The 13,464-nt window shown below is 60.1% G+C and carries 10 protein-coding genes and 1 pseudogene; 8 read left to right on the top strand and 3 right to left on the bottom strand.

Annotated features, from left to right (window positions below):
* Positions 1–8 precede the first annotated feature (8 nt).
* The 8 genes and pseudogenes from PspR32_RS24480 to rfaD all read left to right on the top strand — a co-directional run bounded on the left by PspR32_RS24480 (position 9) and on the right by rfaD (position 10,226).
* Positions 9–2,957, top strand: a complete 2,949-nt coding sequence (locus tag PspR32_RS24480) for a serine/threonine-protein kinase (RefSeq protein ID WP_159389284.1) — start codon at positions 9–11, stop codon at positions 2,955–2,957.
* Complete coding sequence (locus tag PspR32_RS24475) at positions 2,957–3,673, top strand: ABC transporter ATP-binding protein (RefSeq protein ID WP_159389283.1); 717 nt, start codon at positions 2,957–2,959, stop codon at positions 3,671–3,673. Before PspR32_RS24480 ends, PspR32_RS24475 begins: the two co-directional genes overlap by 1 nt.
* Positions 3,673–4,875 carry an FtsX-like permease family protein gene (locus tag PspR32_RS24470; RefSeq protein ID WP_159389282.1) on the top strand — a complete coding sequence of 401 codons (1,203 nt, stop codon included), beginning with the start codon at positions 3,673–3,675 and terminating at the stop codon, positions 4,873–4,875. Before PspR32_RS24475 ends, PspR32_RS24470 begins: the two co-directional genes overlap by 1 nt.
* A complete protein-coding gene (locus tag PspR32_RS24465) occupies positions 4,868–6,607 on the top strand; it encodes a formylglycine-generating enzyme family protein (protein WP_051636749.1) in 1,740 nt (579 codons plus the stop codon). Before PspR32_RS24470 ends, PspR32_RS24465 begins: the two co-directional genes overlap by 8 nt.
* Positions 6,608–6,688: 81 nt before the next feature.
* Positions 6,689–7,648 carry a type VI secretion system-associated lipoprotein TagQ gene (gene tagQ, locus PspR32_RS24460; RefSeq protein ID WP_159389414.1) on the top strand — a complete coding sequence of 320 codons (960 nt, stop codon included), beginning with the start codon at positions 6,689–6,691 and terminating at the stop codon, positions 7,646–7,648.
* Between the two features lie 77 nt (positions 7,649–7,725).
* Positions 7,726–8,632 (top strand): annotated as a pseudogene (locus PspR32_RS24455) (NAD synthetase).
* The gene (locus PspR32_RS24450; protein ID WP_100781807.1) at positions 8,629–9,075 is read left to right on the top strand and encodes a hypothetical protein; all 447 of its coding nucleotides are present in this window, start codon (positions 8,629–8,631) and stop codon (positions 9,073–9,075) included. The pseudogene PspR32_RS24455 and the gene PspR32_RS24450 overlap by 4 nt, the downstream one beginning before the upstream one ends.
* Positions 9,076–9,209: 134 nt before the next feature.
* Positions 9,210–10,226: an ADP-glyceromanno-heptose 6-epimerase gene (gene rfaD / locus PspR32_RS24445; RefSeq protein ID WP_159389281.1), complete on the top strand. Its 1,017-nt coding sequence runs from the start codon at positions 9,210–9,212 to the stop codon at positions 10,224–10,226.
* A gap of 77 nt (positions 10,227–10,303) precedes the next feature.
* Here the strand turns inward: rfaD and PspR32_RS24440 are convergent, their stop codons facing one another.
* The 3 genes from PspR32_RS24440 to PspR32_RS24430 form a co-directional block, all read right to left on the bottom strand.
* Entirely contained in the window at positions 10,304–10,666 is a 363-nt protein-coding gene (locus tag PspR32_RS24440; protein ID WP_232531787.1) for a hypothetical protein, read from the bottom strand.
* Positions 10,667–10,707: 41 nt separating this feature from the next.
* Positions 10,708–11,958: a trans-sulfuration enzyme family protein gene (locus PspR32_RS24435; protein WP_159389280.1), complete on the bottom strand. Its 1,251-nt coding sequence runs from the start codon at positions 11,956–11,958 to the stop codon at positions 10,708–10,710.
* Between the two features lie 162 nt (positions 11,959–12,120).
* Positions 12,121–13,338: a YcaO-like family protein gene (locus tag PspR32_RS24430; RefSeq protein WP_159389279.1), complete on the bottom strand. Its 1,218-nt coding sequence runs from the start codon at positions 13,336–13,338 to the stop codon at positions 12,121–12,123.
* Between the last annotated feature and the right edge of the window lie 126 nt (positions 13,339–13,464).

The following is a 13,464-nucleotide window of genomic DNA, read 5'->3' as shown; positions in this document are numbered from 1 at the left end:
CCAAGCACATGGACAAAGTGATCCCCGGATACGACATCGACGGCGAGATTGGCGAAGGCGCCATGGCCACCGTCTACCTGGCCACCCAGCGCTCGCTGGAGCGCAAGGTGGCATTGAAGGTCATGGCCGCGGCGCTGGCCGCCGACCCGACCTTCTGCGAGCGCTTCCTGCGTGAAGGCCGAACCCTGGCGCGGTTGTCGCACCCGCACACGGTGACCATCCACGACATCGGCAATGTCGGCGAGCTGTACTACATGGCCATGGAGTACCTGCCCAACGGAACCCTCAAGGAACGCATTGCCGCCGGGGTAACGCCGGAGCAGGGCCTGTCGTACATCCGCCAGATCGCCTCGGCACTGGGTTACGCCCACGCCCAGGGCCTGGTGCACCGTGACGTCAAACCGGCCAACATTCTGTTTCGCGCCGATGGCACCGCAGTGCTGTCGGACTTCGGCATCGCCAAGTCGCTGGATGACCGGACCCAGTTCACCCAGGCCGGTTTTGCCGTCGGCACCCCGAGCTACATGAGCCCGGAGCAGGCGCGCGGCCAGGAAATCGACGGCCGTGCCGACCTCTACGCCCTGGGCGTGGTGTTCTACGAGATGCTGGTTGGCAAGCTGCCGTACAGCGGCAACGATGCGCTGTCGACGGCGCTGGCGCATTTGACCGAACCGTTGCCGGAGCTGCCGATCGAGCACGGCCGGTATCAGGAGATCCTCCGTGGCTTGCTGGCCAAGGACCCGGCCGAGCGCTACGCCGATGCCGAGACGCTGCTGGCGGCGCTCGATCGCCTGCCAGCGCAAGAAGCTGACAGCACCTTGATCCAGCCGCTGCCAATTACCAGCCTGGTGACGCCTGTAGCGGTGCAGACTCCACAGCTGCCTCCCGCGCCAACACCGGAACCGATCGCCAAGGCATCGCCACCGCCGGCACCGCGCAAGCGTCCGGCGTTGGCCCTACTCGCCATAGCCGTCGCGGCCGCCCTGGGCCTGGGCGGGGTGGGCTATTGGAGCATGAGTGGCGATGAACAGGTCGTTGAGGCGCCGTCGGTGCAACCCCCCGCGCCGGCGCCGCAGATGCCCGTAGCCGCTAGCAACGACGGTGATCGGCCGCTGCTGATGGCCGGCAAGAAAACCCTGTTCCAGCGTGTGCTGAGCAAGCCTGGCGCCCAGGTCGTCAGCCAGCCGGGCGCCACGCCCAGCGATACCCTGCCGGCCTTTACCGTGCTCTATGTCTACCAGCGCCAGGACGTCAACGGCAGCCCCTGGCTGCAGGTCGGCACCGCCAGTGATGGCCGCCGCGACGGCTGGTTGCCAGCCTCTCAGGTCAGTGACTGGAAGCAGAGCCTGGTACTCAAGTTCACTGAACGCTCGGGGCGCGCGCCAGTGATGTTCCTGCGCCAGGCCGACGAGCTTGAGCGCTTGCTCGGCGATACCTCGGCCGCTCGCAGCGAGCTGCTCAAGGCGCAGAACAACCCGGACGAAGTACCGCAGGTGATGGCCCTGGAACCCAGCGCCAGTGCCGTGCCTCAAGACCAGTTCTACCTGATGCCGATCTTCGAGGCGCGTGAGAGCTTTGACGAAAACGGCCAGCCGCTGCAACTGCTCAATGTCGCCTCCATCGACCCAGGCAGCAGCGCGCGCAGCAGTGAACCCAAGGCCGCCGGCATGGCCACCTCCAGCGATGCCTTCCGTACCGCCGTGGTGCTGGTGGTGGATACGTCGGTGTCGATGCAGCCCTATATCGATCAGGTGCGCCAGGTGGTGCACGAGCTGCATGGACAGATCTCGCGCCGTGGCGAGCTGGATAACGTCAGCTTCGGCCTGGTCGGCTTTCGCAACAACACCACGCGCACACCGGCCCTGGAATACCTGACCAAGACCCTGGTGACCCTGGACCAGGGCCGCGACCCCGAGCGTTTTCTGAAGCTGGCCGAACAGGTCAAGGCCACCAACGTCTCCAGCCACTCGTTCAACGAAGACGCCTTTGCCGGGATCATGCAGGCGGTCGACGGCATGGACTGGTCCGGCTATGGCGGTCGCCTGATCCTGTTGGTCAGCGATGCCGGCTCCTTGCGCAAGAACGACCGCTACAGCAGCACCCAGATGAACGAAGCGGAAGTGCGCCAGGCGGCCCTGAGCAAGCAGATCAAAATCTACGCCTTGCACCTGCGCACCGACGCCGGCAAGAAGAACCACGCCTACGCCGAGCAGCAGTACCGGGTGTTGACTGCCGATGCCAACCCGCAGATCGGCGATCTGTATGTGTCGGTGCCCGGTGGTGATGTGAACAAGTTCGGCGAGCGGGTGCGCGAGATCGGCTCGAGCTTCGCCGACCTGGTTCATCAGGTGCGCAGCAACCAGGCGCAGCCGGTGCCGCTGTTGGCCGCCTCGCCGAGCGTTGCAGATAAATCAGCCGCCATCGGCTATGCCATGCATATGGATTTTCTCGGCCGCAAGAGCGCCAGCCAGGCCCCGCAACTGGTCAGCGCCTGGACCTCGGACCGCGACCTGACCAACCCGGCGCTGCCAACCCTGCAGGTTTGCGTGATGCTTACCAAGCTGCAACTCAACGACCTGCAACAGTCGCTGAAACTGATCGTTGATGCCGCGCGCAAGACCCGCACTTCGCCCAAGGATTTCTTCCAGGAAATCGCCAGCGCCAGTGCTTACATGAGTCGCGACCCGGCCGCCCTGCGCAAGGGCGCCAACCTTGCCGAAGGCGGGGTGCTGGGCGAATACCTGGAGGGCCTGCCATACCGCAGCAAATCCCTGAGCATGACCCAGGACCTGTGGTTGTCGCTCAGCGTTGCCGAACAGGAGGATTTCATCGACGAGCTGGATTCGAAGATCCGCCTGTACGAAACCTTCCACAACGACATGGCCAACTGGGTGCGCTTCGGCAATGCCGAGCCCGGTGATGCCTTGTACCGTGTTCCGTTGTCGACGCTGCCGTGATGATCAGCCTGCACGCGCTGCGCAAAACCCGCGGCCTCGGCAGCCAGCGCTACAGCCTGGAGATCGAGCGTCTGGAGCTGCGCGCCGGTCAGCAGCTGGCGCTGGTCGGCCCCAGCGGTTGCGGCAAGAGCACCTTGCTCGACCTGCTGGCGTTGGTGCTGCAGCCGGATCAGGCCGAGCGCTTCGTGTTCAGCACCGACTCGCACACCTACGATGTCCAGCAGCTGTGGCGTGAACAGCGTCAGGACCGGCTGGCGCACCTGCGCCGCCGGCACCTGGGTTATGTGTTGCAAGCGGGCGGCCTGCTGGGCTTTCTCGACGTGCGCAGCAACATCGCTCTGCCTCGTCAGGTGCTTGGCCTGGGCGATGACGGCAGCGTGCAGCGCCTGGCCGAGCAACTGGAGATTGACGACCAGCTCGACAAGAAGCCGACAGCCTTATCGGTCGGCCAACGCCAGCGGGTCAGCTGCGCCCGTGCCCTGGCGCACAACCCCGACCTGCTGCTGGCCGATGAGCCGACGGCGGCCCTTGATCCAATCAATGCCGAACGGGTGATGCAGCTGTTGCTGCGTCAGGCGCAAGCGCGGCAGGTGGCCTGCCTGATCGCCACCCATGATGAGGCGCTGGCCCGCGATGCCGGCTTGCAGGTGTTGCACATGAGCTGCCGCCGCGATGCCGACGGTGGCGTGACCGCCACGCTGGAGGGTCAGTCGTAATGCGCCCGATGCTGATCGCCGCCCTGGCTTGGCGGGATTACCGCAACGACGCGCGGCTGTCTGCCTGTAGCGTGTTGGCGCTGGTGGCGGTGATTGCGCCGTTGCTGGTGCTGTTCGGCCTGAAGTTCGGCCTGGTCAGCAGCCTGACCGAGCGTCTGCAGCGCGACCCGGCGGTGCGGGAAATCATCCCGTTGGGCGGTGGCCGTTTCAGCGCGGGTTTCGTTGCCGAGTTGGCCGAGCGTCCGGATGTGGCCTTTGCCTTGCCGCGTACCCGGCAAATTGCCGCGACTGCTGATCTGGTGCTGTCTGCCCGCAAGGTGGTGGTGAACGTCGAGATGATCCCGACGGCGCTCCGCGACCCGCTTCTGCAGGGGCTGCAAATCCCCCACGGCATCGACCAGATCGTCCTCAGCCGCACGGCGGCGGAGAAGCTTGGCGCTCAGGCAGGCGACTCGCTTGAGGCGTCGTTCAGCCGCCAGCTGGCCGGGCAGATTCAGGCTCAACGCACTACCTTGAAGGTCTTGGCCGTATTGCCGATGGAAGCCTTCGAGCGTGACGCCTTGTTCGCCCCGCTGGCGCTGCTGGAAGCTGCCGAAGACTACCGCGATGGCCGCGCCGTACCCGCCTTTGCCTGGGAAGGGGAGACCAAGGCCGGCGAGGCGCAACGGGTCTACCCGGCCTTTCGCCTGTATGCGCGCAACCTCACCGATGTCGAGCCGTTGCGCCGCTTCTTTGCCGACCGCCAATTGCTGGTTTCAACCCAGGCCCCGGCCATTGCCCAGGTGCAGTCGTTGAGCCGCAACCTGACCCTGGTGTTCTGGATCATTGCCGCGCTGGCTGTGGCTGGCGCGTTCGCGGCTATCTGCGCCGGCGCCCTGGCAGCGGTCGAGCGCAAGCGCCGCGAGCTGTCGGTGTTGCGCCTGCTCGGTTTCAGTACTTGCGCCTTGCTGGCCTTCGTCGTGCTGCAGGCGCTGTACAGCGGTGTGCTTGCCGCCGTCATTGGCGCTGCGCTGTACGCCTTGGCCGAGAGCGGCCTCAACCAGTTGTTCATGCAGATGCCCGGTGAGTACGCCAGCCATCTGCTCCCGTCGCATTACCTCGTCGCCCTGCTCGCTGTGTTGCTGGCCAGCGCGGCCGCTGCCGCCCTGGGCGGCTGGCGTGTGGCGCGAATAGACGCTTGTGAAGGAATTCGAGATGTTTGACCGCCGCTTCCCCGCCCTGGCGCTGATCGTCGCCGCCCTGAGCCTGGTGTCCTGTGCCCAGGCCGAAGACGAGCCCAAACCTGCCAGCAACAAGCTGGACAACCCCAAGCCGCTGGCTGACGACATCAGCCTGCCGTTGCCGTGCGACGGCGAGATGGTCTTCCGTCATGTCTATGTGCTGGCCCAGGGCAGCCTCGATGACCGGGAAGTGAACCTCGGCTACCCCTTCAGCGAAGGCGAGGCGGGCTACAAACAGTCGTTCATTTCCGGTTATCGCCGCGACTTCATCAACGGTCAGTTCAGCCTGCAGGACCTCTCCGCCGACTGGAAAAAACGCATCGGCCCGAGCTTGCCGAAAACCGACGCCGGCAGCCCGCTGAAACCGATGATGTACTTCATCGGCAAGTACGAAGTCACCGCCCGCCAGTACGCGCAGGTGATGGCCCAGGCCCAGTCGCTGGCCAGCGGCGAGCCGGCGCCGGCCTGTGAGGCGCCGACCGGCATGGCTGCGCGGTTGCCCAAGGTCAAGCTGTCGCGTTTTGAAGCCGAGCGTTTTGCCGCGGTCTACAGCGCCTGGTTGATGAAAAACCACCGCGACCTGCTGCCGGTCAGCGGCCGTGGCAAGAAGGCTGAAGATGGCGGTATCGGCTTTGTGCGCCTGCCGACCGAAGTGGAATGGGAGTTCGCTGCCCGTGGTGGCTCTGCCGTCAGTCGCCAGGAGCTGGAAGGCCGGCTGTTCCCGCGACGCCTTGAAGGCAGCGAAAGCGATGGCCCATTGGCCGACTGGGCGGTGTTCAACCAGGTGGCTGGCGGCACCGGCCAGGCTGCGCGCCTGACCCCGATCGGCACCAAGTTGCCCAACCCGTTGGGGCTGTTCGACGTTGTCGGCAACGCCGCGGAAATGGTCCAGGAGTCGTTCCAGCTGGTGCATGCCGGGCGCCGCCAGGGTGCTTATGGCGGCTTCGTGGTCAAGGGCGGCAACTACTTGGAAGGCGAGGGCACGCTGTTCACCGGCATGCGCCGCGAGTACCCGCTGTTCGGCGCCGATGGCACTGAGCAAAGCAATGAAACTACAGGTTTCCGTGTCGCCATCGGCGCCCTGTCGGCCCCGCGTTCGCGTTATGAGGAACTGTTCGAACAGTGGCAGAAAGAGGGCCGCCTGGCCTCGCTGACCGATGCCATCGACGACGCCCAGGACCCGACCAAGCGTCTGGACAGCATCATCGCCGCCAGCGCCGACCCGCGCCTGCAAGCGGAGCTTGGCCTGGTCAACGAAGAGCTCAAGCGCAACGTCTCGCTGATCGCCCAGCAGCGCGAAGAAGCCGCCGGCAACCTGATCCAGTCGGCGGCCCTGGTGGCCGAAACCATCAACAACTACAACATCCGCCTGACCAACCTGCAAAAGACCCAGCAGCAGGCCAAGGCTTCCGGTGACGACACCAGCGCCAAGCTGTTCGCCGCCGCGATCAACAACGGCCGCAGCGCCCTCGACGGCGCCGTGGCGATCTACATCGACAACCTTGCCACTGGCACGCGCTACACCGATGCGGTGATCCAGGCGCAGTTCCAGCGGGTCAAGGAAGAACTCAATCGCAAGCCGGTACTGGGCAAGAGCCTGCTCAGCCGCGCGACCCTGTTCGTCCGCCATGTCGGCGACTACCGCCAGCAACGGCGTGCGGACCCGGCGACGATTTTGAAAGAACTGCTCGCATCAGCCGCTCCGCAACCTTGAGCGGCTGTCGGGCGAGCATCGTAGTGGCCGGGGCGACATGAGGTTGTTCCGGGCGTGTCTAAACAGAGAGAGAACCTGACCATGCTTTCAACTCGCAAGCCCTTCTTCACTGCTTCCAACGGCCGGGCCGCGCTGCTGCTGGCGGCCGGTTTCAGCACCGTCCTGCTGACTGGCTGCGCCAGCTCGCCGGCGTCCAAGGTCGGTGCGACGACCAAGGTCGAGTACTACCCGAGCTGCTACGAGCCGGTCCAGCACCTGCGCGCCACCGATTCGGACATGACCAAGTCGGTCGCCACCGGTGCCCTGATCGGTGCCGTCGGCGGCGCCCTGACCGGCGCCCTGACCGGCAACTCCGACACCCGTGGCCGTAATGCCGCCATCGGTGCTGCCGGTGGTGCCCTGGTCGGCGGTGCCGCCGGTTACTACACCGAGCGCCAGAAGCAGATCAGCGATGACAACCAGCGCATTGGCTCCTACGCCACCGACATCAACAAGAGCGCGGTCGACATGGACCGCAGCACCGCTTACGCCAAAGCCTCCCAGGCTTGCTACCAGCGTGAGTTCAGCAACCTGATGGACGGCCGCAAAGCCAACAAGATCAGCGACAGCGAAGGCCGCAAGCGCCTGGCGGAAATCATCGCCGGCCTGCAGGAGTCGAACAACCTGATCACCGCGGTCAACGGCCGTCTGGGTGAGAACCTCAACAACTACACCCAGGCCTACGAGCAAGACCTCAAGCAGGTCGGCGTACAGCGTAACGACGTCGTGGTGGTTGCCGAAGCCGAAGCGCCAGTGCTGGCCACCGGCAACGCCAAGAAAACCACCACCGCCAAAACCAAGACCAAAGCCCCGGCCCAGGCGAAGAAAGAGCTGCCAGAGGTGCCGAAGGAAGCCGTTGCTACCGAAAAGACCCTGCAGGACGCCAACGCCAAGAAGGCTGAAAGCCAGAAGGTTGCCAGCGCCGGCCAGAGCCAGGTCAACAGCATGTGCAAAAACCCTGACATGGGTGACTGGGCGCCAGTGCCTTGCCCTAACGTGTAAGGCCTGAGCAGCAGCGTCGCCCGGCCCGGCAGTAACAGGCCGGGCGGCCTGCTGTGCCGTTTCAAGGAAGACCGTAGATGAGTGAGTTGCTCAGCCGACTGGATAGCAATCCGTCGCAGTTTTTCGCCAGGCAGCGCATCGAAAGCCGCATCAATCTGCCGAAACTCTTCGCTGCCATTGATGCCGACCCGGGCATCGTCGGTGCGGGGGGTGGTGTATATCGATGCGGATTACAACGTGGTTACCCTGCGTGAGTTTCAGCCGATTTGCAGTGTGTTGCCCAAGCGGGTGATTTTGCGTGAGGCCCCGAAGTACCAGGCTCCTGCGCAATTCATGCACCAGTTGCAGAACAATCCACGTGAGTCACGGGTGGTCAAGGAGGCGGTCAACACCACCTTGTCTTGTACCGGAGCAGTTCTTGGCTGGATTGTTTTGTTCAGTGGTTCGATAGCCGTGCCATTTACCGGCGGCACGAGTCTGGCATTGAGTTACGTGGGCGGTGCGGCGGCACTCGCCAGCTCCGGTCAATGCATTGTTGGGATCGCCAGAACCTATAACGAGATCAACAACCCATCCGACAACGACGAAATGGACCAGAACGTCTGGTTTCAAGCAGTCATGCCGGTTCTGGATGCTGTCTCATTGCTTGGCGTAGGTGCTTCCGGTCTGAACACGGTGAAGTACCTGCAAGTGCGCAAGGCCGCCACTGGCAGCAGTTGGTATGAGCTGACCAAGACCTTGAGTCGGCAACAACGCAAGTCACTGACCAAAGAATTGTTGTTGATCAAACACCCGTCACTTACGGCCAAACAGTTGAAACTCAAACAAAGCGCGGGCGAGCTGGTCAAGCGCTACACCCCTACCGAGTTCAAGCACGCGACACAGACCCTGATCAAGGATTCGCTCGGTGCCGCCACGGGCCTTGCGGGTAGCAATACCGTGCAGACAATCGCGGTGGGCTTGTATGAGGAGCTGGCGGAATGAATCAAAATTCCAAACTGAAAGATTTTCTAGCCCGCTTTTTCCCGACGTTCCTTTGCACTTACTTCCTCTCCTGTCTTGCCGTAGGGTGCACGCTTTCGCTGGTCTGGAGCACTTATCTGCTTAGCGCTGATATTCGCTCATTTCTGATGACTACAGCGATTGTCACTGTCATCGTTACTGGCGGGCACATCGCCGTTGTCAGAGGGCGTCCCTGGGGTTTGTGGGTGGTGGTTGGCGTATTTCTGGCTTGCCTGTTCATCGTCTTGCCCACGTATGGCTACCGGCCTCATCCGTTCTCCTACACGACGGGTATTTTGTTCCCGCTGCTTGGACTCCTTGTTCTCAATAGCAAGCGCTACCGCGAAATGCGTATCTGCCTGTTCGAGATCCGCGAAGAGCGCACCCGGGATCGTAAAGCACGTGCGGCCAAAGCCCGCCGTTGAGCGCGCGGCCAAACAACGTCAACGAGCAAAGGCTTGAGCCTCCCGCAACCGACAAAACCATTGACCCTGGTTAATATTTGCTCAATTGCCACCCCCTAGACTGAGGCCTCTGTGCCCTCAAAGGGGGAAATCGCATGACCATTATCGTCACCGGCGCCGCCGGTTTTATCGGTAGCAACCTGGTCCAGGCCCTCAATCAGCGCGGCGAAACCGACATCATCGCGGTCGATGACTTGAGCGATGGCGACAAGTTTCGCAACCTGGCTGACTGCGAAATCGCCGACTACCTGGACAAGGACGATTTTCTTCAGCGTTTCGGTCGTGGCCAGTTCGGCAAGGTACGCGCCGTGCTGCACCAGGGCGCTTGCTCCAGCACCGTCGAAGGCGACGGGCGCTTCATGATGGACAACAACTACCGCTACAGCCGCGACCTGCTCGACGCCGCCCAGGCCCTGCAGGTGCCGCTGCTGTATGCCTCGTCGGCAGCGGTGTATGGCGCCGGGCGCGACTTTCGCGAGCAGCGTGAATGCGAACGGCCCTTGAACGTTTACGGCTACTCGAAGTTCCTCTTCGACCAGCGCGTGCGTCGGCAACTGGCCCAAGCACGCAGCCAGATCGTCGGCCTGCGTTACTTCAACGTCTATGGCCCCCACGAACAGCACAAAGGCGCCATGGCCTCGGTAGCCTTGCACTGTTTCAACCAGTATCAGGCCGATGGCAAGGTCAGCCTGTTCGGCAGCTATGGCGACTACCCCAGCGGCGCTCACCTGCGCGATTTCGTGGCGGTCGAGGATGTGGTCCGGGTCAATCTGTTCTTCCTCGACCGGCCGCAGTTGAGTGGCCTGTTCAACGTCGGCAGCGGCCGCGCCCAGCCATTCAATGACGTGGCCCTGGCAGTGATCAACCGCCTGCGCGAGCAGCAGGACCAGCCGCCGCTATCGCTGGAGATGGCCCTGCTGGAAGGAATACTTGAGTACAGCGAGTTCCCCGAGCACCTGCGCGGCAAGTACCAGTGCTACACCTGCGCCGACCTTGAGCGCTTGCGCAGCGTTGGCTATCAGCAGCCGACGCTGACGGTGGAGCAGGGTGTGGCGGGTTATTGCGAGTGGTTGCAGCGCCCGGGTTTGGGCGCCCAACCTGCACTCGGCTGAAATGGCCAAGGGGTTGGCATAGTCGACGATACGGAGGGACGCTTATGGGCTGCGCTGCCGTTCTTGTCGGTCGTTGATCATTCCTCTGGAAGATCCGGACCATGCTTGGCGCGAGAACTCAGATACCAAAGCAACGTCAGCACGCTCGGCCAGAACAAGGTGTTCAGCACATCGTGCAGGCTCGCCTGCCAGCGCCAGTAGCCAAGGCTCTGCACGTCATTCCGCCAGTCGACAATCTCGCCCAGGCAGGCCAGGGCCAGCACGCATGACCAGGCCAGATAGGGCCTTAGCTGCTTGCTGATAGCTGCAAGGACGACGAACACCGCCATGCCGAAGTAGATATGCAGCGCGTCCTTCGAAAGCCCGGTGGCGGAGACGACAGCCAGCTTGATGGCTTGAGCGGTGGAGGTTTCCATGCCGGTGATCGCTCTGTCGGTCATTGCCGACTGCTGGGCAACGTGTTCGGAGCGTCCCTAGGGGATCACTTCATCCGTTGCAGAGGTTTGATGAGTAGAGCAAGGCGCAGTGCACGTCTGATGTCTGCATTAATATCTTCAATATCTTCCAGGCCAACAGAGATTCGAACCAAGCCGTACGGTACCCCTATTTTTTCCAGATCGGTACTGCCTTCTCTGGTAAAACTGCCGTAGTGATAGCATAAGGACTCAATATTGCCAAAGGTTGTACCTGTTCGTATCAGTTGCAGATGACGAACAAAGGTTGTACCCGCTTCTCGCGAAGGAAAAACAATGGCGATAAGACCTGTATGCAATGACGAAAATATACCGTTGGCCTGCGCACTTTTAGTCGACCATACTGAGCGCCATTCTAATTGTGGGAACTCTTCGCGTATCATTGCAATGACAGCATGTGCATTATCGGTATGTTTTTTTAATCTCAGTGGGAGCGTTCTCAGCCCACGTATAGTGAGCCATGCCGAAAACGGATCTAATATGGTGCCTGTGCTTTCTCTATGGTATTTCAATACCTTGAATAGGTCCGGGGCATTGGTGCTGATCATTCCGCCCATCACATCGCCGTGACCATTGATGTGCTTGGTGATGGAGTATAAAGTGATTGCAGCCCCCAGGGACAGCGGTTTTTGGCAGGCAGGCGTAAGAAAAGTATTGTCGACAACAAGAAGGATATTATTTTTTACGCAAAGCTGTACCAGGTCAGGAATATTGATGTCTAAAAAGGCCGGATTGGTGGGTGCTTCGATAAAGATCATTTTCGTGTTTGGCTGGATGGCCGCCTCAAATGCCACTGCTCCGTATTCGTCGATAACCGACATTTCTATACCACGATTGTTCGCCTCGTAATCAAGCTGCTCAATGGCCTCATAAAATATACTGTGGGGTACGATGATATGATCGCCTGCGTTCAGTAGCGCCCGAAAGACAAGCAGGCAGGCTGTCATTCCGCTATTGACCGCCAAACTGTATGTGCAGTGTTCAATGGCACGAAATTTCGCTTCTAGTATTGAAACGGTAGGGTTTGCATAGCGTTGGTATGCAAAGTTTTCCATCTCTGCATTGCCTAGCATTTCTCTACCTTCTTCAATTGAATTCAGTAGTGTTGCAGAGTTGCAAACGAGTGCTGGAACTGGAAACTGATCCAGCCCAGTCTCATGTTGCCCTAAATGAATGGCCTTGGTGGCGGCGCCTAAAGGAGAGGAAAGAAGATAATCGCGGCATTGTAATTCACGTCGGCTTTTTTTTGTTGGACTCATGAAAGGCCTGGTTCCGAATTAATTAGAGGCAAGTAAGTTGCGTGCTGTTGTGTCGTGGCATGTTGCACTACTGCCACAGTCAGCTACCATTTAAACTTCACAGGGATGCGTGGCGAACTTTAGTGCCCTTTGCCAATGGCCATGGTCATGATGGTTTTTTATTTACTCGTATTTGTAGCAAGGGACGACTTTCCCACCGAGCGAAACGATAGAGAACCTTTCCATTTTTGGCATGACGGCACAGGCCAGGCTAACCTGGTTGGCGCTGGAATGTAGTTCTTTAATCCAAATGGGATGGTTCGCTTTAAAGCACTCGCTTTGTAAATGGGACAAGTGTTGGTTCAGTGGCATTTTTTTCGGGTCGTGAGGCATGGGGCAAGGGACTATTTTGGCGCACTGGAGGGCATTAAACGCCATGCGCAAACAACGTAGTAGCCTTGGATGTTGTGCTAAATTGTTTTTTGCATTTGTCCACTCTTGGCTGACGTGTTCGACTCCTTCGGCGACTTTATATTGCTGCACTAATTCCTTGATGGCGCGTGCTGCGGCATGACTTGGATACAGTGAACAGCCGCCGCCAACGACATGGATATCAGCGATCGTCTTGTCCGGGCAGTAGGCAATGAAAACGGGATAGGGTATTTGGCTAGTGGCATCAAATACCTCAATAGAAGCACCAATGGCAATTTCTGCGTCACGCACGGTTTGTAATAGTTGCTCTGGCATTGAGGCGTGAGTAATTTTTCTTATAGGTTCTTTTGAATCATAAAAGAAATGCTGTGCGATAAAACGCCCAATGCCGTGGCGCTCTATCACCTCACTCGCAGCATGTATCGCCGCTTCCGTCAAACCAACGCCCGCTGCCACACCCGTACCACAGGAATATCGGCGTGCCGAGCCATAGTCGGTATCATCGCCAGGAATAGATTCATTTGCATATTGATGGTTGATAAGAAATGACGGATAGAGTAATTCCATGCCACCGGATGCTTCATGCGCCTCAAAAGTAAGTACAGCTATCTGTGATGCGCCGGAGTGGCGAAGCATCTGCATTGGAAGTATGTTCTGCAAGGCCGGTTGAGAAATAACCGAACCAAAACAGTGCAGTGCGCTATGTTTCCGTAGCCGAAGCGGCCCCATATAGTGTTCATAGGCCTCATATTTCGCGCCGACACGCGCCTCTGCTTCATACCCTTTGCCGCAACCAACACATTCTATGCCGCTACTGTCATGTGGGAGGTGAAGCGTGGCGACAGTGCTGGACAACGGGCTACCGTAACGACGTAGGGTTAAATCTATTCCTTCGCTCGAAAAATGCTGGTCGATTGCGCTTTCTGCATCTTGCAATGACAACGTACGCTCTGGGGCAATTATTTTCATAGGCAAGAAGTTCCCATGTAAACGAAAAAATGAGGCGAAATATTCGCCTCATTTTATTTGCTTCACTCAGCCAGTACGGCAGATTCTTCTGGTGTGAAGTCTTCTTCTAAGTTGACGATTTCACTT

The sequence above is a fragment of the Pseudomonas sp. R32 genome (genome assembly GCF_009866705.1).
GTDB lineage: Bacteria > Pseudomonadota > Gammaproteobacteria > Pseudomonadales > Pseudomonadaceae > Aquipseudomonas > Aquipseudomonas donghuensis.
Note: the sequence above shows the minus strand (reverse complement) of the source record. Positions and strands in the feature narration are given on the sequence as shown.

What these genes read in the sequence shown, in the direction of transcription:
- PspR32_RS24480 (WP_159389284.1), top strand. Translation starts at nt 9, where the DNA reads ATGGACAAAGTGATCCCCGGATACGACATCGACGGCGAGATTGGCGAA.
- PspR32_RS24475 (WP_159389283.1), top strand. Translation starts at nt 2,957, where the DNA reads ATGATCAGCCTGCACGCGCTGCGCAAAACCCGCGGCCTCGGCAGCCAG.
- PspR32_RS24470 (WP_159389282.1), top strand. Translation starts at nt 3,673, where the DNA reads ATGCGCCCGATGCTGATCGCCGCCCTGGCTTGGCGGGATTACCGCAAC.
- PspR32_RS24465 (WP_051636749.1), top strand. Translation starts at nt 4,868, where the DNA reads ATGTTTGACCGCCGCTTCCCCGCCCTGGCGCTGATCGTCGCCGCCCTG.
- tagQ (WP_159389414.1), top strand. Translation starts at nt 6,689, where the DNA reads ATGCTTTCAACTCGCAAGCCCTTCTTCACTGCTTCCAACGGCCGGGCC.
- PspR32_RS24450 (WP_100781807.1), top strand. Translation starts at nt 8,629, where the DNA reads ATGAATCAAAATTCCAAACTGAAAGATTTTCTAGCCCGCTTTTTCCCG.
- rfaD (WP_159389281.1), top strand. Translation starts at nt 9,210, where the DNA reads ATGACCATTATCGTCACCGGCGCCGCCGGTTTTATCGGTAGCAACCTG.
- PspR32_RS24440 (WP_232531787.1), bottom strand. Translation starts at nt 10,666, where the DNA reads ATGACCGACAGAGCGATCACCGGCATGGAAACCTCCACCGCTCAAGCC.
- PspR32_RS24435 (WP_159389280.1), bottom strand. Translation starts at nt 11,958, where the DNA reads ATGAGTCCAACAAAAAAAAGCCGACGTGAATTACAATGCCGCGATTAT.
- PspR32_RS24430 (WP_159389279.1), bottom strand. Translation starts at nt 13,338, where the DNA reads ATGAAAATAATTGCCCCAGAGCGTACGTTGTCATTGCAAGATGCAGAA.